At 69.1% G+C, this 22,743-nt stretch carries 26 protein-coding genes; 15 read left to right on the top strand and 11 right to left on the bottom strand.

Annotated features, from left to right (window positions below):
• Positions 1-6 precede the first annotated feature (6 nt).
• From FSB78_RS14730 to coxB, 8 genes are all read right to left on the bottom strand, one after another.
• On the bottom strand, positions 7-612 hold the full coding sequence (locus FSB78_RS14730; protein WP_147083339.1) for an SURF1 family cytochrome oxidase biogenesis protein: 606 nt from the start codon (positions 610-612) through the stop codon (positions 7-9).
• The gene (locus FSB78_RS14725; protein ID WP_147083338.1) at positions 609-995 is read right to left on the bottom strand and encodes a DUF983 domain-containing protein; all 387 of its coding nucleotides are present in this window, start codon (positions 993-995) and stop codon (positions 609-611) included. The genes FSB78_RS14730 and FSB78_RS14725 overlap by 4 nt, the downstream gene beginning before the upstream one ends.
• Before the next feature lie 126 nt (positions 996-1,121).
• Positions 1,122-2,033 carry a cytochrome c oxidase subunit 3 gene (locus tag FSB78_RS14720; RefSeq protein ID WP_147083337.1) on the bottom strand — a complete coding sequence of 304 codons (912 nt, stop codon included), beginning with the start codon at positions 2,031-2,033 and terminating at the stop codon, positions 1,122-1,124.
• Between the two features lie 34 nt (positions 2,034-2,067).
• On the bottom strand, positions 2,068-2,607 hold the full coding sequence (locus FSB78_RS14715; protein ID WP_147083336.1) for a cytochrome c oxidase assembly protein: 540 nt from the start codon (positions 2,605-2,607) through the stop codon (positions 2,068-2,070).
• Complete coding sequence (locus FSB78_RS19320; RefSeq protein ID WP_199743191.1) at positions 2,604-2,771, bottom strand: hypothetical protein; 168 nt, start codon at positions 2,769-2,771, stop codon at positions 2,604-2,606. The genes FSB78_RS14715 and FSB78_RS19320 overlap by 4 nt, the downstream gene beginning before the upstream one ends.
• Positions 2,768-3,667, bottom strand: a complete 900-nt coding sequence (locus tag FSB78_RS14710) for a heme o synthase (RefSeq protein ID WP_147083335.1) — start codon at positions 3,665-3,667, stop codon at positions 2,768-2,770. Before FSB78_RS14710 ends, FSB78_RS19320 begins: the two co-directional genes overlap by 4 nt.
• A 314-nt stretch (positions 3,668-3,981) precedes the next feature.
• On the bottom strand, positions 3,982-5,643 hold the full coding sequence (gene ctaD, locus FSB78_RS14705; RefSeq protein ID WP_147083334.1) for a cytochrome c oxidase subunit I: 1,662 nt from the start codon (positions 5,641-5,643) through the stop codon (positions 3,982-3,984).
• Between the two features lies 1 nt (position 5,644).
• Positions 5,645-6,826: a cytochrome c oxidase subunit II gene (gene coxB, locus FSB78_RS14700; protein ID WP_199743190.1), complete on the bottom strand. Its 1,182-nt coding sequence runs from the start codon at positions 6,824-6,826 to the stop codon at positions 5,645-5,647.
• Between the two features lie 208 nt (positions 6,827-7,034).
• Between coxB and pyrE the strand changes: the two genes are divergently transcribed.
• The 5 genes from pyrE to FSB78_RS14675 all read left to right on the top strand — a co-directional run bounded on the left by pyrE (position 7,035) and on the right by FSB78_RS14675 (position 11,047).
• Positions 7,035-7,631 carry an orotate phosphoribosyltransferase gene (pyrE, locus tag FSB78_RS14695; RefSeq protein ID WP_422396706.1) on the top strand — a complete coding sequence of 199 codons (597 nt, stop codon included), beginning with the start codon at positions 7,035-7,037 and terminating at the stop codon, positions 7,629-7,631.
• Positions 7,628-8,377 (top strand): pyridoxine 5'-phosphate synthase, encoded by a 750-nt coding sequence (locus FSB78_RS14690; RefSeq protein ID WP_147083332.1) that lies wholly within the window; start codon positions 7,628-7,630, stop codon positions 8,375-8,377. The genes pyrE and FSB78_RS14690 overlap by 4 nt, the downstream gene beginning before the upstream one ends.
• Before the next feature lie 243 nt (positions 8,378-8,620).
• Complete coding sequence (gene acpS / locus FSB78_RS14685; protein ID WP_147083331.1) at positions 8,621-9,040, top strand: holo-ACP synthase; 420 nt, start codon at positions 8,621-8,623, stop codon at positions 9,038-9,040.
• Positions 9,037-9,990 (top strand): signal peptidase I, encoded by a 954-nt coding sequence (lepB, locus tag FSB78_RS14680; protein WP_147083330.1) that lies wholly within the window; start codon positions 9,037-9,039, stop codon positions 9,988-9,990. Before acpS ends, lepB begins: the two co-directional genes overlap by 4 nt.
• A 1-nt stretch (position 9,991) precedes the next feature.
• A complete protein-coding gene (locus FSB78_RS14675) occupies positions 9,992-11,047 on the top strand; it encodes an AI-2E family transporter (RefSeq protein WP_147083329.1) in 1,056 nt (351 codons plus the stop codon).
• Here FSB78_RS14675 and FSB78_RS14670 read toward each other — a convergent pair.
• On the bottom strand, positions 10,992-12,089 hold the full coding sequence (locus FSB78_RS14670; protein WP_147083328.1) for a glycosyltransferase: 1,098 nt from the start codon (positions 12,087-12,089) through the stop codon (positions 10,992-10,994). The genes FSB78_RS14675 and FSB78_RS14670 overlap by 56 nt on opposite strands.
• Positions 12,090-12,220: 131 nt before the next feature.
• Here FSB78_RS14670 and FSB78_RS14665 point away from each other — a divergent pair, with 131 nt between their 5' ends.
• Genes FSB78_RS14665 through FSB78_RS14655 form a run of 3 tightly spaced genes read left to right on the top strand, consistent with a single transcriptional unit; the run spans position 12,221 to position 14,869 of the window.
• On the top strand, positions 12,221-13,159 hold the full coding sequence (locus FSB78_RS14665; RefSeq protein ID WP_147084242.1) for a hypothetical protein: 939 nt from the start codon (positions 12,221-12,223) through the stop codon (positions 13,157-13,159).
• On the top strand, positions 13,156-13,668 hold the full coding sequence (locus FSB78_RS14660) for a DUF2141 domain-containing protein (RefSeq protein ID WP_147083327.1): 513 nt from the start codon (positions 13,156-13,158) through the stop codon (positions 13,666-13,668). Before FSB78_RS14665 ends, FSB78_RS14660 begins: the two co-directional genes overlap by 4 nt.
• A 7-nt stretch (positions 13,669-13,675) precedes the next feature.
• Positions 13,676-14,869, top strand: coding sequence for a glycosyltransferase (locus FSB78_RS14655; protein ID WP_147083326.1), 1,194 nt, complete (start codon positions 13,676-13,678; stop codon positions 14,867-14,869).
• On the opposite strand, the gene FSB78_RS19315 is transcribed toward FSB78_RS14655, so the two are convergent.
• Positions 14,824-15,399, bottom strand: coding sequence for a hypothetical protein (locus tag FSB78_RS19315; RefSeq protein WP_199743189.1), 576 nt, complete (start codon positions 15,397-15,399; stop codon positions 14,824-14,826). The genes FSB78_RS14655 and FSB78_RS19315 overlap by 46 nt on opposite strands.
• A gap of 219 nt (positions 15,400-15,618) precedes the next feature.
• Positions 15,619-16,359 (bottom strand): bifunctional 2-polyprenyl-6-hydroxyphenol methylase/3-demethylubiquinol 3-O-methyltransferase UbiG, encoded by a 741-nt coding sequence (ubiG, locus tag FSB78_RS14645; protein WP_147083325.1) that lies wholly within the window; start codon positions 16,357-16,359, stop codon positions 15,619-15,621.
• 49 nt (positions 16,360-16,408) lie between these two features.
• On the opposite strand from ubiG, the gene FSB78_RS14640 reads away from it, so the two are divergent.
• The 7 genes from FSB78_RS14640 to FSB78_RS14610 all read left to right on the top strand — a co-directional run bounded on the left by FSB78_RS14640 (position 16,409) and on the right by FSB78_RS14610 (position 22,638).
• On the top strand, positions 16,409-17,671 hold the full coding sequence (locus FSB78_RS14640; protein WP_147083324.1) for an aspartate kinase: 1,263 nt from the start codon (positions 16,409-16,411) through the stop codon (positions 17,669-17,671).
• A gap of 253 nt (positions 17,672-17,924) precedes the next feature.
• On the top strand, positions 17,925-18,926 hold the full coding sequence (locus FSB78_RS14635) for an NAD(P)H-dependent flavin oxidoreductase (RefSeq protein WP_147084240.1): 1,002 nt from the start codon (positions 17,925-17,927) through the stop codon (positions 18,924-18,926).
• A gap of 125 nt (positions 18,927-19,051) precedes the next feature.
• The gene (locus FSB78_RS14630) at positions 19,052-19,810 is read left to right on the top strand and encodes a hypothetical protein (protein ID WP_147083323.1); all 759 of its coding nucleotides are present in this window, start codon (positions 19,052-19,054) and stop codon (positions 19,808-19,810) included.
• Between the two features lie 157 nt (positions 19,811-19,967).
• Positions 19,968-20,420 (top strand): tol-pal system-associated acyl-CoA thioesterase, encoded by a 453-nt coding sequence (ybgC, locus tag FSB78_RS14625; RefSeq protein WP_147083322.1) that lies wholly within the window; start codon positions 19,968-19,970, stop codon positions 20,418-20,420.
• Positions 20,417-21,109, top strand: a complete 693-nt coding sequence (gene tolQ, locus FSB78_RS14620) for a protein TolQ (protein WP_147083321.1) — start codon at positions 20,417-20,419, stop codon at positions 21,107-21,109. Before ybgC ends, tolQ begins: the two co-directional genes overlap by 4 nt.
• Position 21,110: 1 nt before the next feature.
• On the top strand, positions 21,111-21,557 hold the full coding sequence (gene tolR / locus FSB78_RS14615; RefSeq protein WP_147083320.1) for a protein TolR: 447 nt from the start codon (positions 21,111-21,113) through the stop codon (positions 21,555-21,557).
• 13 nt (positions 21,558-21,570) lie between these two features.
• The gene (locus FSB78_RS14610) at positions 21,571-22,638 is read left to right on the top strand and encodes a cell envelope biogenesis protein TolA (RefSeq protein ID WP_147083319.1); all 1,068 of its coding nucleotides are present in this window, start codon (positions 21,571-21,573) and stop codon (positions 22,636-22,638) included.
• Positions 22,639-22,743 lie beyond the last annotated feature (105 nt).

The raw sequence follows: 22,743 nt of genomic DNA, 5'->3' as shown, positions 1-22,743 counted from the left end.
GAGGGGTTAGCCGCGGGGCGCGCGCCGCACAACCGCGAGGACGTAGATCACGCTCGCGATCCCCGCGAACAGGAACCACTGCACGCCATAGGCGAGGTGGTTGTTGGGAACCGAGGCGATGTCGGGCCGGCCGTTCGGGGCGAGCCCCGCCGGCGGCGTCGCCGCGACCAGCATCATGTCCTGCGCACGGCGGTCGAACAGCGACCCGATCAGCGACCGGCTGTCGGGCGCGTGGCTGATGAAGCCGCGGACCTCGCCGCCGGCCCAGGCGACCTTGGCGTTGGGATCGCGCGTGGTGCCGAGCTGGACGATCATCCCGGGCCCCTCCGCGCCGGTGCGGCAGCGGGCGATCGCACGGTAGCCCGATGCACCCGCACCGGCGAGCGCGATGCTGGTCGGCTGCAGGCAGAAGCCGCTCGCCCGGCGGAACAGCAGCGTGTCGTCGGGAAAGCGCGGGAACGCGATCGGAGGGCGCGCCGGATTGGTGGCAAGCTGCGCTAGGAACGCCTCCTTCTTGGGCAACCGGTCGACCAGCTGCCACACCCCCAGCGCGATCATCGCCGCCACCGCGAGCGCGACGAGGATCGTCGGGACGACGGGCAGGCGCCTCACGGCTGGATGCGCCCCTCGCGCGCGGCGTTGCGATATTCGGCGGCGATCAGCGCGCCCTTGGCGGCCCGCAGCGACAACACGACGCCGCCCGCAGTCACCGGGATCCAGATCAGCATGTGCAGCCACAAGGGCGGATGCAGCGTCAGCTCCAGCGTGATCGCCATCGCGACCACGATCGCGCCCAGGATGAGGGTCAGGAACGCCGCCGGCCCGTCGCCGACGTTGAACCCGCTATAGTCGAGCCCGCACGCCGAACAGCGATCGGCGAACCGCGCATACCCCGCGAACAGCGTCTTCTTGCCACACCGCGGGCAGACCCCCTTGAGGGCGACGTCGACGATCGACGGGGCGTTGGCGAGCGGGTCGGGGGTCAATTCAGTCATCACAACCTTCCGTCATGCCGGGCTTGTTCCGGCATCCACCGTTCCGCACGCTCGACGGCCTGGGGTTCGCGGAAGGGTGGACCCCGGACCGAGTCCGGGGTGACGGCGGTGTCGTGGCCCTTGCGATCAGCCGGCGTGGATGGGTGCGCCCCAGCCGCCCCAGACATAGACGGTCACGAACAGGAACAGCCACACCACGTCGACGAAATGCCAGTACCAGGCGGCCGCCTCGAACCCGAAATGCTGCTTCGGGGTGAAGTCGCCCTTGTAGGCGCGCACCAGGCAGACGATCAGGAAGATCGTGCCGATCAGCACGTGGAAACCGTGGAAGCCCGTCGCCATGAAGAACGACGCGCCATAGTTGATCCCCTTGAACGGGAACGGCGCGTGGACATACTCGTACGCCTGGATCGAGCTGAACAGCAGCCCCAGGATCACGGTCAGCCACAGCCCCTTCAGCACGCCGTCACGGTTGCCGACGCCGATCAGGCCCCACAGCCCGGTCTTCTCGCCGCCACGCTGGTCGTGGATCAGCGCATGATGCGCCCAGGTCACCGTGGTGCCGCTGGTCAGCAGGATCAGCGTGTTGAGCAGCGGGAATTCGAACGGGTCGATGACTTCCAGGCCCTTGGGGGGCCACTGCGCGACGACCGCGGCACCGCCCTCGACGGCGCGGGTGACGGTGCCGTCCGCGAACGTCATCGCGGTCGGGAACAGCGAGAAGTCGAAGAACGCCCAGAACCAGCCGACGAAGAACATGACTTCGGACGCGATGAACAGGATCATCCCGTAGCGGAAATGGAGCTGCACGACCGGCGTATGATCGCCGTGATGCGCCTCGCGGACGACGTCGGCCCACCAGCTGTACATCGTGAACAGCACGCCGGCGAGGCCGGCCAGGAACAGCCAGCCGCCATGCGCGGCATCGTGCATCCACATGATCCCGCCCGACGCCATGACCAGCGCGGACATCGAGCCCACCAGCGGCCAGATGCTGGGGGGAAGAATATGATAGTCGTGGTTCTTGGCGCCGGCCATCGTTGGTCCCCGTTCCTCTGTCCTAAATGTCGTTCTAGCTTGCGAGCTTCGCCGAATCCACCGGGTAAAAGGTGTAGCTCAGCGTGATCGTCTGGATGTCGCTTGCGTCCGGATCGGTGAGGATCTTCGGATCGACGAAGAAGATCACCGGCATCCGTGCGGTCTCGCCCGCCTTCAGCGTCTGCTGCGTGAAGCAGAAGCACTGGATCTTGGTGAAATACTTGCCGGCCTGGGCGGGCGTCACGTTGAACGTCGCGGTGCCGGTCATCGGCCGGTTCGACGTGTTGGTCGCGGTGAAGAACACCATGTCGCGCGCGCCGACGTCGATCGTTTCCGACGGATTCTCGGGCGCGAACTTCCAGGGCAGCTTGGCGCTGACATTGGTGTCGAAATCGACGCGGATCTTGTGGTCGGTCGCGCCCGGCGCCACCAGACCGCGCTGCGTCGTGCCGTTCAGCCCGGTCACCTGGCAGAACAGCCGGTAGAGCGGCACGCTCGCCCAGGCGAGCCCGGTCATGAAACAGATGCCGATCACCGCGAACAACGCGGTCCGGTTGGTCCGCGAGATCCTCATCCGTGCGGCATCCCCGCCTGGATCTTGGCGATCGAGATCGCGAAGACGAGGATCACGAACGCGCCCAGCAGCAACGCCATCACGCGCGCCCGCCCGCGCTGGCGGCGGCGGATTACGTCGTCCGTGACAGGGGCGGGGGCGATGCGCGGCTCGTCGGGGGTCATGCGAACCACCGGTCGAGCACGAGCGCGCCGAACGTCGCGAACAGGTACAGGATCGAATATTTGAACAAGGCCTTCTCCGGCTTCATCGCGTCGTCGACATGGGTAGTGCGCGTCGCCACGCGAACCGCGAGCAGCGCGAACCACGCGGTGAGCAGGGTCGCGGCGACCCCGTAGATCGGGCCCGTCAGGCCCAGCGGCCAGGGCAGCACCGCGGCGGCGGCCATCGGGATGGTGTAGAGCCCGATCTGCGTCCGCGTCACGCGCTCGCCCGCGACGACGGGCAGCATCGGGACGCCCGCATTGGCGTAATCGATCTTCACGAACAGCGCGAGCGCCCAGAAATGCGGCGGCGTCCACAGGAAGACGAGCAGGAACAGCAGGACCGGCAGCAGCGCGACGTCGCCGGTCGCCGCCGCCCAGCCGATCAGCGGCGGAAACGCGCCGGCCGCACCGCCGATGACGATGTTCTGCGGCGTCCGGCGCTTCAGCCAGACGGTGTAGACGAAGACGTAGAACAGGATCGACACGGCGAGGATCGCGGCGGCGACCAGGTTCACGGCAAAGCCCATGAACAGCACCGAGAACGCGCTCAGGCCGACGCCGAAATGCAGCGCCGACTGGCGGTCCATCCGGCCGCCGGGCAGCGGGCGCTTCTGCGTCCGGCGCATGATCGCGTCGATGTCGGCCTCGTACCACTGGTTGAGCGCACCCGCCGCGCCCGCGCCGAGCGCGATGCACAGGATCGCCGCGAATCCGATCACCGGGTGGATCGGCACGGGTGCCGCCAGCATCCCGCACAGCCCGGTGAAGACGACCAGCGTCATCACCCGCGGCTTGGTCAGCGCCAGGAAGTCGCGCCATTCGGCCGGCGGCAGGAGGGGAGCGGCGGTGGTCATGATCGCGGGGCTATACGCGTTGCAGCGGTTCGGGGGAAGGCGGGGTTTTTGGCGAGCGGCGGCCTTTCATCCTCCCGTCATCCTGAACTCGTTTCAGGATCCACCGGCAGGCAGGCGCCACCGTCTCGATCGGGCGCCGCGTGCCGCTCGGTGGATGCTGAACCGAGTTCAGCATGACGAGGGCGGAAACGAAAAACGCCCCGGGTTTCCCCGGGGCGTCGGTCTCTCGGCTGGCCCGACATGGCAGTAAATCCCATGTCGTCGGACGGGCGGTGCCGGCCGGCCGGGCGGGGGCCTGATGGCCCTTGTCCGCCTCAGTCGATCTTCGGCAGCGTCTCGAACTGGTGATACGGCGGCGGCGAGGACAGCGTCCACTCCAGCGTCGTCGCACCGTCGCCCCAGGGGCTGTCGCCGGCGGGCTTGCCCGCGGCCAGGCTCCAGATCAGGTTGATGAAGAACACCACCATCGACGCCGCCATGATCTCGTAGCCGTGCGTCGCGACCGCGTTCCACATCGCGTAGGCGTCCGGATAGTCCGGGTAGCGCCGCGGCATGCCCTGCAGGCCCAGGAAGTGCATCGGGAAGAACATCACGTTCACGCCGATGAAGAAGATCCAGAAGTGCAGATGTCCGAGGAACTCGTTGTACATCTTGCCGCTCATCTTCGGGAACCAGTAATAGAACCCGGCAAAGAGCGAGAAGACCGCACCCAGCGACAGCACGTAGTGGAAATGCGCCACCACGTAATAGGTGTCCTGCATGTAATCGTCGATGCCGCCGTTCGCGAGCACCACGCCGGTCACGCCGCCGACGGTGAACATGAAGATGAAGCCGATCGCCCAGACCATCGGGGTCTTGAACGTCATCGACCCGCCCCACATCGTCGCGATCCACGAGAAGATCTTGATGCCGGTCGGCACCGCGATGATCATCGTCGCGGCGGTGAAGTACATCTTGGTGTTCACGCTGAGGCCGGTCGTGAACATGTGGTGCGCCCACACGACGAACCCGACCACGCCGATCGCGACCATCGCGTACGCCATGCCGAGATAGCCGAACACCGGCTTGCGGCTGAACGTCGAGATGATCTGGCTGACGATGCCGAAGCCCGGCAGGATCATGATGTACACTTCGGGGTGGCCGAAGAACCAGAACAGATGCTGGTAGAGGACGGGGTCGCCGCCGCCGGCCGGATCGAAGAAGGTCGTCCCGAAATTGCGGTCGGTCAGCAGCATCGTGATCGCGGCCGCGAGCACCGGCAGCGCCAGCAGCAGCAGGAACGCGGTGACCAGCATCGACCACACGAACAGCGGCATCTTGTGCAGCGTCATGCCCGGTGCGCGCATGTTGAAGATCGTGGTGATGAAGTTGATCGCCCCCAGGATCGACGACGCGCCGGCCAGATGGAGCGCCAGGATCGCCATGTCGGTCGACGGCCCGGGCTCGCCGTACGTCGACAGCGGCGCATAGAGCGTCCAGCCGTTACCCGCACCGCCGAAGAAGGGCGAGGCGAGCAGCAGCGTGAAGGCCGGGATGAGCAGCCAGAACGACACGTTGTTCATCCGCGGGAACGCCATGTCGGGCGACCCGATCATCAGCGGCACGAACCAGTTGCCGAACCCGCCGACCATCGCCGGCATCACCATGAAGAACACCATGATCAGGCCGTGCGCGGTGATCAGCACGTTCCACAGGTGGAGCGACTGGTCGAGGCTCTGCGGCCCGCCATGGAGCAGCGAGGCCCAGGTGCCGAGATACTGGATCCCCGGTGCGGCCAGCTCGGCCCGCATCAGGCCGGAAATGCCGCCCCCGATGATTCCCGCGACGATCGCGAAGATCAGGTACAGCGTCCCGATGTCCTTGTGGTTGGTCGACATGAACCAGCGCGCGAAGAAGGCGGGCTTGTGGTCGGCGTCGTGATGGCCGTGCGTGTCGTGCGCGACGAACGCGGAGGGGTGGAGCGCGGTGTCGGTCATATCACTGTCCAGCGTTGCCGGCACCGGCCGGGTTGGAGGTCGCGCCCTGCGTGGTCGCAGGGGCTGCAGTCGTTGCGTTCTCGACCGGGCCGGTGGTGTTCGACGCGGCAGCCGCCTCGTCCACCTTGGCGGCCGAGCCATCGGCGCCGGGCTGCGGGATCACCTTGTCCGACGCCTTGCCCGGGGTCGGCATCGTGCCGCCCTTGGCGCGGACCCAGGCGGCGAACTGCGCCGGCGGGACCGCTTCGACCGCGATCGGCATGAACGCATGGCGCGCGCCGCACAGTTCGCTGCACTGGCCGAAATACACGCCGGGCTTGTCGATCGTGAAGCTCGTCTCGTTGAGGCGGCCCGGGATCGCGTCGAGCTTGATCCAGAAGGCGGGAACCGCCCAGCTGTGGATCACGTCGTTCGCGGTGGTGATCAGGCGGATCGGCACGCCGACCGGCAGCACGATGCGGTTGTCGGCCGCCAGCAGGCGGGGACCGTCGGCATCGGTGCGCGCACGCTCGCCGGGACCGACCTGGTCCTTTTCCTTCAACATGTTGGCGGTGATCTCGAAACCGCCATTGTCGGGATATTGATAGGTCCAGTACCATTGGTTGCCGATCGCCTTCAGCGTCACGGCACCCGACGGCGCGGGCTTGAACTGCGCCTGCAGCAGCCCGATCGACGGCACCGCGATCAGCACCAGGATGACGACCGGGGCCAGCGTCCAGATGATCTCGATGAAGGTGTTGTGGCTGGTCTTCGACGGCACCGGATTGGCACCGCGGCGGAAGCGGAAGATGACCCAGGCGAGCAGCGCCAGGACGAGCACGCAGACCGCGGTGATCGTCGGCATCAGGATCGAATCATGCATCCAGTGCGCGAACACGCCGTTCTTGGTGACCTGCGTCTGCAATCCGAAGACGCCGGCGGTCGGCTGGCCGACATGCGGCTGCACCGCCATCGCCGGCGCGCCGTCCACCGCGAGCTCGGGGCTGGCGGGTGCGGCGGTCGCGGGGGCGGCCGACGTGGTCGGCGCGGTGTTGGAGACGCCTGCGGGGGCCGCGGCGGCCTGGGGGGCAGGGGTCGTTGTGGGGGTCGTTGCGGGACTTGCCGCCTGGCCGGCGACGCCGCCGAGACTCGCCAGGGCGATCCCCGCTGCGATCGCGATTCCTCGGATCCTCATTTTGCGCATCGTTATCCTTGACCCCTGTTGCGATGGCTGAAAACCCAATGGCGATGGGTCGGCGGGCACGCACCTGCCCTTTTGCCTAGGGCCTATACGCGGCGCGCGCATCGGCCTCAAGCACCGTTGCAGACGAATTTTGCCGGCCTGTCCGTGGCCTGCGTTGCGCGGCCGGCGGGCGGCTTCTATCAGCGGGCGCGTTGCGCAGGAGCCAGAGATGACCGAGACGACGATAAACGAAGACGCGGTCCTGGCCGAGTTCCGCGCCGCGGACGCCTTGCTCGAAGGGCATTTCATCCTGTCGTCGGGGCTGCGCAGCTCGCGCTACCTGCAATGCGCGCGCGTCCTGATGGACCCGGCGCGCGGTGCCCGGCTCGCCGAGGCGCTGGTGCAGCGCATCCCCGCCGACCTGCGGGCGAAGATCGCCGCGGTCGTCTCGCCCGCGATGGGCGGGGTGATCGCGGGGCACGAAATGGCGCGTGCGCTGGGCGTCGAGGCGATGTTCCTCGAACGTCCCGACGGCGTGTTCGAACTGCGCCGCGGCTTCCGGCTCGAACCCGGGCAGCAGGTGCTGATGATGGAGGACGTCGTCACCACGGGGCTCAGCTCGCGCGAGGCGATCGCCGCGATCGGTCGCGCCGGGGGCGTCACGGTCGCCGCCGCGGCGCTGGTCGACCGCTCGAACGGCTCCGCCGACCTGGGCGTGCCGTTCTTCCCGCTGATCCGGCTCGACGTGCCGACCTATCCCGCCGACGCGCTGCCGCCCGAACTGACGGCGATCCCCGCGATCAAGCCGGGGAGCCGGGCGGCATGACCCCCCACCACGCAGACGCGGGCGCGCTCCGACTCGGCGTCAACATCGATCACGTCGCGACGGTCCGCAACGCACGCGGCGCGGGCTATCCCGATCCGGTGCGCGCGGCGCTGGTCGCCGCCGCGGCGGGGGCGGACGGCATCACCGCGCATCTGCGCGAGGACCGGCGGCACATCACCGACGACGATATCGCGCGGCTGTCGGCGGAGTTGTCGATCCCGCTCAATCTCGAAATGGCCGCGACCGACGAGATGCTCGCGATCGCGCTGCGCCACCGCCCCCACGCCGCGTGCATCGTCCCCGAGAAGCGCGAGGAGCTGACCACCGAGGGCGGGCTCGACGCGGCCGGCCAGTACGACCGGCTCGCCCCGCTGGTCGCCGCGCTGCGCGACGCCGCGATCCGCGTCTCGCTGTTCATCGAACCCGACGCACGCCAGATCGACGCCGCGATCCGCCTCGGCGCGCCGGTGGTCGAGCTGCACACCGGGCGCTATGCCGAACTCGACGGCGAAGCGCAGACCGCCGAGCTCCGCCGCCTCGCCGACGCCGCCGCGCTGGCGGCCAAGAACGGCGTCGAGGTCCATGCCGGCCACGGCCTGACCTATGCCAATGTCGCGCCGATCGCCGCGATCCCGCAGGTCCGCGAACTCAATATCGGCCATTTCCTGGTCGGCGAGGCGCTGTTCGTCGGTCTCGGCGAGGCGGTCCGCCAGATGCGCGACGCGATGGACTCCGCGCGTGGGTAGCGGGGATGCGCGTGGGGCGACGGTGGTAGAAGAAGGGTTTGTTCGCGCGGAGGCGCGGAGACGCGGAGAAGAAGGGAAAGCGGTTCCTGTCGAGCGGCTTGTCCCTGTTCGCAATCGTCATGCTGGAAAGGCGTCTGCGACGCCGGGCACAATCCGCGCGCAGCGCAATAATAGTTTCTTCTCTTCTCCTCCGCGTCTCCGCGCCTCCGCGCGAACCCACCTTCTTCTTGAACGACCGCAATCATGATCCTCGGCCTCGGCTCGGACCTGTGCAACATCGATCGGATCCAGGCGTCGCTCGACCGCTTCGGCGACCGCTTCGAGACCCGCGTCTTCACCGACCTCGAACGCGCCAAGGCCGCCCGCCGCCCGTTCACCAAGGCCGGCACGCTCGCCAAGCGCTTCGCCGCGAAGGAGGCGTTTTCCAAGGCGGTCGGCACCGGCTTTCGCGCCGGCGTGTTCATGAAGGACATCGGCGTCGTCAACGCCCCCTCGGGCGCACCGACGCTCGCACTGACCGGCGGGGCCAAGGCGAGGCTTGACGCGTTGGTGCCACACGGCCACGGCGCCCGCGTACATCTGACCATGACCGACGATCATCCCTGGGCGCAGGCCTTTGTGATCATCGAAGCGGTACCCCTCGACCCGGATGCGAATCGATGAAGGAAGCGGTGTTGGACGGCAGCGAAACGCCCCGGCTCGAAACAACGGAGACGGACCCGCCGCCCCCGGTCCAGGCGAAACGCCGCGGCACCGACTGGTGGGGCGAGATCAAGGGCATCTTCTGGCTGATCCTGGTCGTGCTCGGCTTCCACAGCTTCATCGCCAAGCCCTTCTACATTCCCAGCGAATCGATGCTGCCGGGCCTCAGGATCGGCGACCGGCTGGTCGTCACCAAATTCGCCTATGGCTGGTCGTTCGTCTCGCCGACGATCCCCAACCCGGTCGCGATCTTCAACTCGGTCGTGCTGCATCGGCCCGAGGAGAGCTGGAGCGTCGCGATCCCGTTCATGAAGGGCCGGTTGTTCGGATCGCTGCCGACGCGCGGCGACGTCGTGATCGTCACCCCGCCGGGCACGCACAACGACTATATCAAGCGCGTCATCGGCCTGCCCGGCGACCGGCTCGAGGTCCGCGGCGGCGTCGTGATCCTGAACGGCACGCCGGTGAAGCGCGGGGCCGTCCACGACACGCTGATCCCGGTCGACACAAACAGCCCGTGCAAGGAAGAGGATTATCCCGGCGCACGCGAGACGCTGGGCGACGGCCGGATGATGTGCCGCCTGCCGACGATCACGGAGACGCTGCCGAACGGTCGTCATTACGAGACGATCGAGCTCGGCTGGAGCCCGGGCGACGATTACGGCCCGGTGACGATCCCCGCCAACCACGTCTTCCTGATGGGCGACAACCGCGACCGCAGCGCCGACAGCCGCTTCGAGCTGTCGCAGCTGGGCCTGGGCGGCCCGGTGCCGTACGAGAATCTCGGCGGTCGCGCGGAATTCATCACCTTCAGCCTCGACGGCGACGCGAACTTCAACCCGCTGACCTGGTGGGGGTCGCTGCGCGCGAACCGCGCCGGAACCTCGCTCCATCCCGCAACGACCAACTAGGATGGCCGACGATACCGCCGGGACCGAACGCAGCCCGGTCGAGATGCGCGATCCGTTCCTGCGCAAGGAACTGAAGCGCGCTCTCATCTGGCTCGGCCTCGCCTGTGCGATCGCGCTGACGATCGTGCTGGTGCAGCCGTTGCTGATCATCTTCGCCGGGATCGTCTTCGCCGCGCTGCTCGATGGCGGCGTGCGGCTGCTCGGGCGGGTCCTGCCGATCGGGCGCGGCTGGCGGTTGCTGATCGTCGTGCTGCTGACCTTCGCGTTCCTGATCGGGACGTTCGTCCTGACCGGCGTGCAGGTCAGCGAACAGGTCATGCAGCTGCGCACGACGCTCGAATCGCAGGCCAATCGCTTCACCACCTATCTGACCTCGAAGGGGCTGATGCCGGGCGCGTCCGACGTCAACGGCATCGTCAAGGAGGCGCTCGGCTCGGTCGGGCGAGTGACGTCGTGGGTCGGCACCGCGATCGGCGCGATCACGAGCATGTTCATGATCCTGATCCTCGGGCTGTTCATCGCGATGGATCCGGGCACCTACGCGCGCGGGCTTGCGTGGATGATGCCGACCGATCTGCGCCCCGAATTTGCCCGGACGCTCGACAAGATGGGCACGACGCTGCGCAAACTGCTCGCCGGGCGGCTGCTCGGGATGGCGGTCGAGGGTGTCGCGAGCGGCATCGCGCTGGCAGTCGGCGGCGTGCCGATGGCGATGCTGCTCGGCATCATCGCGGGGATCCTGGCGTTCATTCCCAATGTCGGCGCGATCGTGACCGGCGTGCTGATGGTCGCGGTCGGGTTCAGCGCGGGCGTCGATACGGGCTATTGGGCGATCGGCACCTATCTCGTGGTGCAGACGATCGACGGCTATGTGATCGTGCCGATGGTCGCCAAGCGCACCGTCGACCTGCCGCCGGCGCTGACGCTCGGCGCACAGATCGTGGCGAGCGCGCTGTTCGGCATCCTCGGGCTCGCACTGGCCGACCCGATGACGGCAATGATCAAGACCGCGCTCGAGCGTCGTTCCGAGCGCGAGGCCGAGCACGCCGCCCAGTAACCCGCTGCTCGGTAACGAGCCGGTCGAACAGGGCGAGATAGCGCAGCGCCGAATCGGCGCCCGGCTGCGGTACCGGCGCAGGGCGATCCGCGGTCAGCCAGTGGCGCAGCGCGGCCACCAGCGCCGCCGGGTCGTCGCGCGGCACGATCGTCCCGAGCGTGGGGTCGTCGACGATCTCCGCCACCGCCCGGCTCGACTCGGTCGCGACCACCGGCGTGCCGACCGACAGCGCCTCGCGCAGCACCCCCGGCACGCCCTCGAAATCCGACGTCAGCGCGACCACCGTGGCGCCCGCCATCGCCGGCATCGGATCGGGGACATGCCCGGGCAGGTGGATGCGGTCGGATAGCCCCAGCGCCGCGATCTGCGTGGTCAGCGCCGTCCGCTCGGTGCCTTCCCCGAGCAGGACGAGGTCGATGCCCGCCAGCGCCGGCATCGCCGCGATCAACCGGTCCCAGCGCTTCTGCGGCGCGAGCCGCCCGACGCCGAGGATATAGCGTGGCGGTAGCGCGGGCCCCGTCGCCGCGTCGGCGATCGGCACCGCGGGCGGGTTGGGGATGACGCTGACCCGCCCCGCCATCCGCAGCGCGCGCGCCGCGTCCGCCGCGGTCGCCGGGGTCATCGCCACCAGATGGTCGAGGAACCGCCCGTGCACCGCCAGCCAGCCGGCATGCACCGCGCGCATCGCGGGCCCGTGATCGGCGCGGACCGGCGCGTTCGACATCTTCGCCACGATCGGCGGGCCTTCGCGACCGAGGCGCAACCGCAGCCACGCCGCCAGCCCCGTATAGAAGTTCCCGGGACAGAACAGGATGTCGGGCGCCGCGTCGCCGACCAGCCGTGGCAGCGTCCGCCAGGTCATGCCGGTCACGACCTGCACGCCCTCCGGCATCTCGCGCGCCAGCGGCCCCGCGTCCGATCCGATCAGCAACGTCACGCGCCGTCCCGCCGCGATCCATCCGCGCACCAGCCGCAACTGCGCGCGCTCGACGCCGCCGCCGCGCAGGTCGCGCGCATAGGTCAGGATATGGTCGGCGCGCATGGCGCGTCCGCTAGAGCGGGAATCGCGTCCGATGGAAACCATGTTCACGTGCATGCCACAAACCAGGTGTCTATGGGCGACGCCACGCGGGCAACCCGCTGCGAACCAAGGACGATCGATTGGCAAGCCGCATCGCGGACAGACGGGCAGGGACGGCGAAGGCCACGGCGACGGCGGTCGCGGCGGACATCGCCGGGCTCGAACCGCTCAGGACCGTCAGGACCCGCTGGCCCGCGATCATCGGGGCGCTGCTGACGCTGGCGATGATCGCCGGGCTGCTGCGCGAACTGCTCGGCCACGGGCTGGCAGGGCTCAGCCGCTCGGTCCCGCACGACCCGCGCTTCTATTTCTGTTTCGCCGCGCTCTACATGTCGCTGCCGACCGGCGACTATGTCATTTTCCGCCGGCTCTGGCGGATCCCCCTTGGCGGACTGGTCGCGCTGCTGAAGAAGCGGATCGCGAACGAGGTCGTGTTCGGCTATTCGGGCGAAGCCTATTTCTACGCCTGGGCGCGCAGCCATGCCAAGATGGTGGCGGCGCCGTTCGGCGCGGTGAAGGACGTCAGCATCCTCTCCGCGATCGCAGGGAACGCGATCACGCTGGCGATGCTCGCGGTCGCGCTGCCGCTCGGTCGCGGCCTGCTGACGCCCGACCAGTTCCGCATCGTGCTGGGCTCGGCCGCGATCACGCTCGGCATGTCGCTGCCCTTCCTGATCTTCTCGACGCGGATCTTCTCGCTGCCCACGCGCACGCGCTGGTGGGTGTTCGGCGTGCACTGCGTCCGACTGCTTGCCGGATCGGTGCTGATCGCGCTCGCCTGGCATTTCGCGCTGCCCGGCGTGTCGGTCGGGATGTGGCTGTTCCTCGCCGCAGGAAGGCTGCTGGTGTCGCGGCTCCCGCTCGTCCCCAACAAGGACCTGCTGTTCGCGAGCTTCGCGATCCTGCTGATCGGGCAGGACCGCGCCCTGTCCGAACTCATCGCCTTCACCGCCGCGCTGACATTGCTCGTCCATGTCGTGCTGCTCGCGCTGTTCAGCCTGCATGCGCTCGCCACCCGGAAGGCTGCATGAAGCGCCTGCTTGCCGGCCTGCTCCTGGTCCCGGTTCCCGCGGTCGCGCAGGCAATCCTCGGACCCGATGCGGCGGCCTGCCGCGCCAGCGAAGGTCCCGCGATCCAGGTCGACGCGACCGGCCTGAAGGACCGCACCGGCGACCTCAAGCTCGAACTCTACCCCGCCGACGAGGCCGATTTCCTGAAGCCCGACAAGGACCTGGTCGCCGCGGGCAAGACGTTCCGGCGGATCACCGTCGCCACCCCCGCCGAGGGTCCGGTCGCGCTGTGCATGCGCGTCGCACGCCCCGGCCGCTACGCGCTGCTGCTGGTCCACAACCGCGACGGCAAGAACAAGTTCAGCTTCTGGAGCGACGGCGCCGGTTTCCCCGGCAACCGCAAGCTCGGCCGCTCGCGCCCCAGGGTGGACCAGGCGCTGATCGACGTCGGGGCGGGGATCACCGTCACGCATATCCACCTGCAATATCTGCGCGGGCTCGGCGGCTTCGGCCCGGTCGACCCGGACTGAGGCGGCGATGCGGATCGTCGACGTCAACGAATTCTACTCGCCGGCCGGCGGCGGGGTGCGCACCTATGTCGACCGCAAGATCGGCATCCTGTCCGACTTGGGCCACGAGCTGATCGTCGTCGCGCCCGGCCGCGAGGACCGGATCGAGGAGCGCCCCGGCGGCGGCCGCGTCATCTACCTCAAATCGCCCGCGATGCCGTTCGACAGCAATTACGGGCTGTTCTGGGACCGCCGCGCGATCCACGACCTGCTCGACGATCTCGAGCCCGACGTCGTCGAGAGCTGCTCGCCCTGGCGCCCTGCCTGGTTCGTCGGCGACTGGCGGGGCGGCTGGGACCGTCAGGCGGTGAAGGTCTTCTTCATGCACAACGACAACATCGCCGCCTATGCGCAGCGCTGGTTCTCGGGCGTCGCGAGCCACGAGCGGATCGAACAGGCGTTCGGCTGGTACAGCCGGTACATGCGCCGCTTCCTCGTCAAGTACGACGCGGTCGTCACCAACGGCCCGGCGCTGGAGAAGCGGCTGCGCGCGCGCGGCCTGCGGATCGACGCGGCGATGCCGCTGGGGATCGAGCGCGGGCATTTCTCGCCGACGCTGCGCGATCCGCGGCTGCGCCGTTCGCTGCTTGCACAGTGCGGGCTGCCCGAGGATGCGATGCTGCTGCTCGGACTCGGGCGGCATCACGGCGAGAAGCGCTGGCCTCTGGTCGTCGACGCCGCGACGCGCGCGGGCACCACGCTGCCGATCGGGCTGATCCTGATCGGCACCGGCGCGCAGACCCGCGCGATCGAACGCCGCATCGGCGGATCGCCGCACATCCGCATGTTCGCGCCGGTCTATGACCGCGAACGGCTCGCGCGGATCATGGCGAGCTGCGACGCGCTGATCCACGGGTCGGAGGCGGAACCCTTCGGGCTGGTCGCGTCGGAGGCGATGGCGTCGGGCCTGCCGCTGATCGTCCCCGACACCGGCGGCTGCGCCGAGGTCGCCGACCCGCTGACCAGCGAGCTCTACACCGCGCGGGACGCCGGCGCCGCGGCGAACGCGATCGGCCGGCTCTACGCGCGCGATTCGGCGATGCTGCGCCGTACGGCCTGCGTCGCTGCCGCGCGGGTGCGCAGCGACCGCGAGCATGCGGTCGAGCTCATGGACTATTATGCCGGGCTGGTTGCGGCGAAGCGGGCGTCGCGTACAGGCTGAACCGGCCCGCGCCGCCGATCCGGCGCCCCCGGACCATCGCCGCATCGAGCGCCGGGTCCCCCGCGGTCGCCGCGGACTCCCCACCCGTCAGGATCACCGTTCCCGGCGCGAAGTCCGCCCGGTCGCGCGACAGCACGTGCAGCCGGCCGCCAGCAACGCGACCGGCAGCGCATCGTTGCGCGCGGTCCCGATCCCGAACAACAGGATGTCGCATCCCGCGAACAGCGCGATCGGCGAGCAGCGCCGGTCTCGGCCCGGCTCCCGCCGCGCGCATCGCCGCGTGCGTGAAGGCGACCGCCGCGCCCCCCCAGCAGCGCGTTGGCGATCCGCAGCGCGGGCCACGTCCACGGCCCCGCGATCGGCGCGAACAGGAATGGCTGCAACGGCGTCTGCAGATAGGCGAAGTCGCGGTACGGCAGCAGCCCGTGCGTGGTCAGGACGGTTGCTGCGACATACTGGCTCTCGTCATGGTCCACAGGTCGCAGGAGAGCGAGCGCCATGAAGATGATCGCGAGCGTCGCCCAGGCCATCATGTTCCCCCGCGCAGGCGGGGGCCCAGTCTGGACCCCCGCCTTCGCGGGGGAACAGGGTTGGGAAACGGTGCCCGTCACCCCTCCACCACCCCGGCGAAGGCCGGGGCCCAGTTGGTGAGGTCCTGGTGAGGACACGCTGCGCTCAGTTCGCGAGCGTTCCCATTTGGGCCCCGGCCTCCGCCGGGGTGGTACGCCCTGGGATCCACCCGCCCGGCTTCAATCCTTCACCGCCGTCAGGAAATAATCGAGCGCCACCGAGTCCCCCAGCGCGAACCCGGTCGCCGGCGAGAAGACCAGCCCGCGCGTATCGACCACGCGCAGCCCCGCCGCCACCAGCAGGGCGGTCAGTTCCTCGGGCGTCAGGAACCGGTCCCAGTCGTGCGTGCCGCGTGGGATCCGGCCGGTCCCCTCCGCCACCGCGATCAGCGCGAGCTTCGACAGCGGCGTCCGGTTCGGCGTCGACAGGATCAGCAGCCCGCCGTCCGCGACCGCGCCCGCCAGCCCGCGCACGAACCCCGCCGGATCGGTGACATGCTCGATCACCTCCAGGCTGGTCACCAGGTCGAACTGGCCGGTCATCGTCTCGACACCGCAGGCGCGATAGTCGATCGCGAGCCCGCCCTGCGCGGCGTGTGCCTCGGCGACCGTGATATTCTCGGGCGCGGCATCGATCCCCGTCACCGCGGCACCCAGCCGCGCGAGCGGCTCGCACAACAGTCCCGCGCCACACCCGACGTCGAGTGCGGTACGCCCCTCGAGCGGGGTGAACCGCGTCGTGTCACCACCCCAATGCGCGTCGACCTGTTCGCGGATATAGCGCAGCCGCGCCGGGTTGAGCTTGTGCAGCATCGCCGACGAGCCCTTCGGATCCCACCATTCCGCCGCCATCGCGCCGAAATGCGCGGCTTCCTTCGGATCGATTGTTGCGTTCGTGCGGGTGTCGCTTGCCAGTATCATGCGCGCTACCTATCAGGGCCGCCGCTTCGACCCAAAGGGATTTGCGCACTTGGCCCGTATCGTGATGAAGTTCGGCGGCACGTCGATGGCCGGGATCGAGCGGATCCGAAACGTCGCGCAGCGCGTGAAGCGCGAGGTCAATGCCGGCAACCAGGTCGCGGTCGTCGTCTCGGCGATGGCGGGCGAGACCGATCGCCTCGTCAATTTCTGCCGCGAGGCCTCGTCGCTCTACGACGCGAAGGAATATGACGTCGTCGTCTCGGCCGGCGAACAGATCACGAGCGGCCTGCTCGCGATCGCGCTCCAGGCGGCGGGCGTGCCGGCGCGCAGCTGGCTCGGCTGGCAGCTCCCGATCAACACGTCGGACGCGCACGCCTCTGCCCGCATCGGCGAGATCGATACCGCCGAGCTCGACGCCAGCCTCGCCGCCGGCGTGGTCGCGGTGATCCCGGGCTTCCAGGGCGTCGCCGACGGGCAGCGCGTCTCGACGCTCGGCCGCGGCGGCTCGGACACGTCTGCGGTGGCGATGGCGGCGGCGATGAAGGCCGATCGCTGCGACATCTACACCGACGTCGACGGCGTCTATACCACCGACCCGCGCATCGTGCCGCGCGCGCGCAAGCTGTCGAAGGTGACGTACGAAGAGATGCTGGAACTCGCCAGCGTCGGCGCCAAGGTGCTGCAGACCCGCTCGGTCGGCCTGGCGATGAAGGAAAACGTGCGCGTGCGCGTGCTGTCCTCGTTCGAGGATGGCGACACCAATGACGGCCATCGCGGTACTTTGATCGTGGGCGAAGAGGAAATCGACGACATGGAACGCCAGCTCATCACCGGCATCGCGCACGACAAGAACGAGGCGAAGATCACGCTGACGCAGGTCAGCGACCGGCCGGGCTCGGTCGCCGCGATCTTCGCGCCGCTCGCCGACGCCGGGATCAACGTCGACATGATCGTGCAGAACGTCGCGCACGCGAACGGCGGGACGAAGTCGACCGACGTCACCTTCACCGTCCCCGCCGCCGACCTCGCGCGCTCGCTCGACGTGCTCGACAAGGCGAAGGACGCGATCGGCTATGCCACCGTCGTCCACGACACCCGCGTCGCCAAGGTGTCGGTGGTCGGCGTCGGCATGCGCAGCCACGCCGGCGTCGCCGCGACGATGTTCACCACGCTCGGCGAGCGCGGCATCAACATCCAGGCGATCGCGACGTCCGAGATCAAGGTCAGCGTGCTGATCGAAGAGGACTATACCGAACTCGCGGTCCGCGTACTGCACACCGCCTACGGCCTCGACGCCGAGGACGCGGCCTAAGATCCTCCCCCGCCAGGGGGAGGTGGCGCGCGCAGCGTGACGGAGGGGGCGGAAAGCGAAACGCCCGCTCGGTGTCCTCCCCCTCCGACGCCTTCGGCGCCACCTCCCCCTGGCGGGGGAGGATTTGCGAAGTCGAATTGCGGATTGCGCGACGGGAGGGCATGAGGCCCCGATGACCGATACGCTCGCCCCCACCGATACGTCCTCCGCTCCTGCCGCCACCACGATAGGGGAGGAGAGACTCGCCCGCCGCATGGCGCGCGGCGCAGCGTTTCTCGGGTCCGAGGTCGCGATCCTCGGCGGCGCGATGTCGTGGGTCAGCGAGCGCAACCTCGTCTCCGCGATCTCGAACGCCGGCGGATTCGGCGTGATCGCCTGCGGTGCGATGACGACCGCGCTGCTCGACGCGGAGATCGCCGCGACCAAGGCGCTGACGGACAAGCCGTTCGGCGTGAACCTGATCACCATGCACCCCGACCTGTTCGCGCTGATCGAGGTCTGCGCTAGCCACAAGGTCACGCACATCGTCCTCGCCGGCGGGCTGCCGCCCAAGGGCAGCATCGAGGCGATCAAGGCGCCAAGAGAAGACGGGGGCGGCGCCAAGCTCATCGCCTTCGCCCCCGCGCTGTCGCTGGCCAAGAAGCTGATCCGCAGCGGCGTCGATGCGCTGGTGATCGAGGGGATGGAGGCTGGCGGCCATATCGGCCCGGTCTCGACCAGCGTGCTCGCACAGGAGATGCTGCCCGAGATCGCCGACCAGATCCCCGTCTTCGTCGCCGGCGGCATCGGCCGCGGCGAGGCGATCGCAGGGTATCTCGACCAGGGCGCGGCGGGCGTGCAGCTCGGTACGCGTTTCGTCTGCGGCACCGAATCGATCGCGCACCCCAATTTCAAGAAGGCGTTCATCCGCGCGTCCGCGCGCGACGCGGTGGCGAGCGTCCAGCTCGACTCGCGCCTGCCCGTCATCCCGGTCCGCGCGCTCAAGAATGCCGCGGGCGAGCTCTTCACCGCCAAGCAGCGCGAGGTCGCCGGCCATCTCGACGCCGGCCGCGTCGAGATGATGGAGGCGCAGCTGCAGATCGAGCATTACTGGGCGGGGGCCCTTCGCCGCGCGGTGATCGACGGCGATATCGAGCATGGCTCGGTGATGGCCGGACAGTCGGTCGGCATGGTCAAGAAGGAAGAGCCCGTCGCGGACATCATCGCGTCGCTGATGGCCGAAGCCGCCAGCGCGCTGGAGGCCCGCGCGGCCTGATCCGGGCGCGGTCTGATTCGGGCGCGGGGCGGGGGCACGCCACCGCAAAACCTGCGCCCACTTACCCGCTGTTAACCTTGGCGTGCCACTAATCGGGACGCCGGGGGGCCAGCGAGGTGATGTCGATGAATCGTGTACTAGTGTCCGTTTCCGTCGCCGCCTTGCTGGCGGGGTGCGCATCGCGCCAGGAGATCGCAACGGTCACGCCGCCCAAGGTCATGGTGCCGGTCGTCGCGCCGCCGATGCCCAAGGGCGCCTTCCCCGGGATGGTGATCCCGGTCGCGCTGCCCGACGGCTCCTATCCGACGCCCAACCGCAACCTGACGCCCGCCGCGACGATCTGGCACCTGCGCGCCGCACTCAACGTCGCCGCGCTGGCCTGCCGCGGCCCGCAGGAAGCGACGATCGTCGCCGGCTACAACGCCATGCTCGCCGCGCAGAAGCCGGTGCTGACCAAGGCCGAGGCGACCTATGCCAAGGAATACAAGGCTGGCGGCGGCGACTGGCAGGACCGCTACGACGATTCGATGACGCGGCTCTACAATTTCTTCTCGCAGAGCCCCGCGCGCGATGCGTTCTGCGCGACGGCGAGCACGATCCTGTCCGACGGCGCGATCGTCTCGGCGGAGCGCATGCCCGCGTTCGCCGCCGAGCGGCTGCCCGCGCTCGAGCGCCCGTTCACCGATTTCTACCGCGCCTATGACGCCTGGCGCGGCCGTGCGACGCCGGCGCCCAAGCCGACGCCGCTGTTCGCGAGCCGCCAATATGCCGCGAACACGCCCGTTATGACGATCACCCAGGCGCGCCTGCAGCCGGTGTCGCAGCCGAGCGTCCCGGTGGCCTCGCGCCCGCGGCTCGAACTCGACCCCAGCGTCTTCCAGTAAACCCGCGTCGTCCAGTAACCCCCCCGGTGTTCCTGCGAACGCAGGAATCCAGGGTCACGGGCCGCAGCGCGTGAAACCCTGGGCTCCTGCTTCCGCAGGAGCACCGAAGCCACCCTAACCCTTTAATCCCACGCCCGCTTCGGTTAACGGGTCGGCAATGGGACAGGACTTGCCGACAGCGGGACGCTTCGACGGGCGCGAACACCGGTTTCCGGTGCGCGTCTATTTCGAGGATACCGACCTGTCGGGCGTGGTCTATCACGCCAACTATCTGCGCTACATGGAGCGCGCGCGTTCCGACATGCTGCGCGTCGCGGGCATCGACCAGCGGGCGACCCACGAAGCCGGCGAGGGCGCCTATGCGGTCGCCAGCCTGAACATCCGCTATGCCGCGCCCGCGCGGCTCGACGATGCGCTGCTCATCGTCTCGCGCCTCAAGCAGGTGCGCGCGGCGAGCGTCTCCATTCATCAACGAGTCATGCGCGACGGGGTTGTTCTCGCCGAGGCGGACGTCGTCGCGGCGATGGTCGCGGCCGGCGGCCGTCCGAAGCGGCAACCGCGCGCCTGGACCGACATCTACGAACGCCTCGTTTGGCAGGGGGACTCATGAATCCGGTTTTCAACATGGACGGGGCGACGTTGTCGCCGGTCGCGCTGTTCCTCCAGGCCGACTGGGTGGTCAAGTTCGTGATGGCCGGGCTGCTGCTCGCCAGCATCTGGACCTGGGCACTGATCATCGCGTTCTGGCGGCGGATCGGCCGCACGCGCAAGGCGATGGCGCGGTTCGAACGCGACTTCTGGAAGGCTGAGGACATCGACGTCTTCTACAAGGCGGAGGGCGAGAACGACCTGCCGTCGGCGCGCGTGTTCGCCGCCGGGGTGACCGAATGGCGCCGCTCGACCGCCGGCGGCACGATCGACAAGAACGGCACGCGCGAGCGGCTCGCGACCTCGATGGGGGCGGCGACCGCGGGCGAGATCGACAAATTGTCGGACCGCCTGAACATCCTCGCCACGGTCGGCTCGGTCGCGCCGTTCGTCGGGCTGTTCGGCACCGTCTGGGGCATCATGCGCAGCTTCACCAGCATTGCCTCTGCACAGAATTCGTCGCTGGCGGTGGTCGCGCCGGGCATCGCCGAGGCGCTGTTCGCAACCGCGATCGGGCTGTTCGCCGCGATCCCAGCGGTGATCGCGTACAACCGCTTCAGCCACGGCATCAACCGCATCGAAGCCGCGCTCAACCGCTTCGCCGACGGTTTCCACACCACGCTCTCGCGCCAGCTGGACGGGTCGCGCTAGCGTGGCGATGAACCTGCCCTCCTCGCGGGGCCGCGGCCGCCGCGCGCCGATGGCGGACATCAACGTCACGCCGCTGGTCGACGTGATGCTGGTGCTGCTGATCATCTTCATGGTGACCGCGCCGCTGCTCACCGCGGGCGTCCCCGTGAACCTGCCCGACGCGCGCGCAAAAGCGCTCGACCAGGAGCAGAAGCCGGTGGAAGTCTCGCTCGACGAGACCGGGCGGATCTTCATCGACAAGGACGAGATCGGCGAGGATGCGCTTCCCGTCCGCCTCGCCGCGATCGCCGCCAGCCGCGCGGTCGGGCAGGGCCCGCAGATCTTCCTGCGCGCCGATCGGAAACTCGATTACGGGCGCGTCATGCGCGTGATGGGCGAGCTCAACCGCGCCGGGCTCAACCGCGTCGCGCTGGTCACTGTCGAAGGCGGCGGGGACGCCGCGCAGTAATGGCGACGCGCTGATGGACCGCACCGAGAAGATCGGCCTTGGCGTCGCGATCGTCGGCCACGCGGTCCTGTTCGGGCTGTTGTCGGTCGGCTTCCTCGCGACCCCCAATCCGGCCAAGCTGCAGGAGCAGCCGATCGAGATCAGCCTGGTGCCCGACGTCGCGCTCGAGGCGACCGCACCGCAGAGCGTGACGCCGCCCGCCGAATCGATCGCGCCCGACGTCGGTGCACCCGAGGATGCCGCGCCGCCGCCGCCGGAAGAGGCCGAGCCTGCACCGACTCCCGCGCCGCCCCCGCCCGCGCCCCAGCCGAAACCCGCGCCGAAGCCCGAGCCGAAGCCGGTCCCGGCCAAGCCCGTACCGACGAAGCCCGAGCCCAAGCCCGAGCCGAAGCCGGTCGCCAAGCCGACCCCCGCGCCCAGGCCGAAGCCGGTACCAAAGCCGACGCCGGCGAAGCCCGCACCGACCAAGCCGACCCCCGCCAAGCCGGCGCCGACCAAGGCCGCCACGCCCGCCAAGGCGGCGTCCTCGAAATCCGCGGCGAAACCCTCGACGTCCGCCTCGGCATCGCAATCGCCGTCGCGCGCGGCTGCGTCCAGCGCGAAGGCCAAGCCTGCGGCCGCCAAGGGTACCGGATCGACCGCGAGCGCGACCAATGCGCGGCCGCGCGGGTCGCGGCTCGGCGACAATTTCCTGAAGGGCCTGTCCGACCAGCCCTCGCCCAGCAAGTCGGAGGCGCCGCGCGCGGCCAAGATCGACGCGCGCGCGATGGCCTCGATCGTCCAGGCGATCGCGCGGCAGATCCAGCCCTGCGCGGATCGCCAGGTCAACCCGGGCCCGGGCGCGAACCAGATCGTGACCAAGCTCAACCTGCGCCTGAACGAGGACGGCACGCTCGCCGCGACTCCGCGCCAGGTCGGCCAGACCGGCGTCGACGACGAGAATCGCCGCTACGCACAGCGCGTCGCCGATCTCGGTATCGCGGCATTCAAGGGCTGTTCGCCGCTGAAGCTGCCTGCCGAGTTCTACTCGACGCCCAACGGTGGGTGGAACAACATCAACTATAGCTGGCAGTTGCGGTGAGGGCATCGCACCCTTCGTCACCCCGGACTTGGTCCGGGGTCCACGGTGCCGCAAACCAACCCTTCTCGGTTATGCGTCACCGTGGATGCCGGACCAAGTCCGGCA

The sequence above is a fragment of the Sphingomonas ginsenosidivorax genome, from assembly GCF_007995065.1.
Taxonomy (GTDB): domain Bacteria; phylum Pseudomonadota; class Alphaproteobacteria; order Sphingomonadales; family Sphingomonadaceae; genus Sphingomonas; species Sphingomonas ginsenosidivorax.
Note: the sequence above shows the minus strand (reverse complement) of the source record. Positions and strands in the feature narration are given on the sequence as shown.

Excerpts from the sequence above, each read along its gene's own strand:
- FSB78_RS14610 (WP_147083319.1), top strand. The coding sequence starts at position 21,571 with ATGGACCGCACCGAGAAGATCGGCCTTGGCGTCGCGATCGTCGGCCAC.
- FSB78_RS14720 (WP_147083337.1), bottom strand. The coding sequence starts at position 2,033 with ATGGCCGGCGCCAAGAACCACGACTATCATATTCTTCCCCCCAGCATC.
- FSB78_RS19320 (WP_199743191.1), bottom strand. The coding sequence starts at position 2,771 with ATGACCCCCGACGAGCCGCGCATCGCCCCCGCCCCTGTCACGGACGAC.
- tolQ (WP_147083321.1), top strand. The coding sequence starts at position 20,417 with ATGAATCCGGTTTTCAACATGGACGGGGCGACGTTGTCGCCGGTCGCG.
- FSB78_RS14635 (WP_147084240.1), top strand. The coding sequence starts at position 17,925 with ATGGCGCGCGGCGCAGCGTTTCTCGGGTCCGAGGTCGCGATCCTCGGC.
- FSB78_RS14670 (WP_147083328.1), bottom strand. The coding sequence starts at position 12,089 with ATGCGCGCCGACCATATCCTGACCTATGCGCGCGACCTGCGCGGCGGC.
- FSB78_RS14675 (WP_147083329.1), top strand. The coding sequence starts at position 9,992 with ATGGCCGACGATACCGCCGGGACCGAACGCAGCCCGGTCGAGATGCGC.
- FSB78_RS14655 (WP_147083326.1), top strand. The coding sequence starts at position 13,676 with ATGCGGATCGTCGACGTCAACGAATTCTACTCGCCGGCCGGCGGCGGG.
- pyrE (WP_422396706.1), top strand. The coding sequence starts at position 7,035 with ATGACCGAGACGACGATAAACGAAGACGCGGTCCTGGCCGAGTTCCGC.
- ybgC (WP_147083322.1), top strand. The coding sequence starts at position 19,968 with ATGGGACAGGACTTGCCGACAGCGGGACGCTTCGACGGGCGCGAACAC.
- FSB78_RS14660 (WP_147083327.1), top strand. The coding sequence starts at position 13,156 with ATGAAGCGCCTGCTTGCCGGCCTGCTCCTGGTCCCGGTTCCCGCGGTC.
- lepB (WP_147083330.1), top strand. The coding sequence starts at position 9,037 with ATGAAGGAAGCGGTGTTGGACGGCAGCGAAACGCCCCGGCTCGAAACA.
- FSB78_RS14710 (WP_147083335.1), bottom strand. The coding sequence starts at position 3,667 with ATGACCACCGCCGCTCCCCTCCTGCCGCCGGCCGAATGGCGCGACTTC.
- FSB78_RS14630 (WP_147083323.1), top strand. The coding sequence starts at position 19,052 with ATGAATCGTGTACTAGTGTCCGTTTCCGTCGCCGCCTTGCTGGCGGGG.
- FSB78_RS14715 (WP_147083336.1), bottom strand. The coding sequence starts at position 2,607 with ATGAGGATCTCGCGGACCAACCGGACCGCGTTGTTCGCGGTGATCGGC.
- acpS (WP_147083331.1), top strand. The coding sequence starts at position 8,621 with ATGATCCTCGGCCTCGGCTCGGACCTGTGCAACATCGATCGGATCCAG.
- FSB78_RS19315 (WP_199743189.1), bottom strand. The coding sequence starts at position 15,399 with ATGGCCTGGGCGACGCTCGCGATCATCTTCATGGCGCTCGCTCTCCTG.
- ctaD (WP_147083334.1), bottom strand. The coding sequence starts at position 5,643 with ATGACCGACACCGCGCTCCACCCCTCCGCGTTCGTCGCGCACGACACG.
- coxB (WP_199743190.1), bottom strand. The coding sequence starts at position 6,826 with ATGCGCAAAATGAGGATCCGAGGAATCGCGATCGCAGCGGGGATCGCC.
- ubiG (WP_147083325.1), bottom strand. The coding sequence starts at position 16,359 with ATGATACTGGCAAGCGACACCCGCACGAACGCAACAATCGATCCGAAG.
- FSB78_RS14725 (WP_147083338.1), bottom strand. The coding sequence starts at position 995 with ATGACTGAATTGACCCCCGACCCGCTCGCCAACGCCCCGTCGATCGTC.
- FSB78_RS14690 (WP_147083332.1), top strand. The coding sequence starts at position 7,628 with ATGACCCCCCACCACGCAGACGCGGGCGCGCTCCGACTCGGCGTCAAC.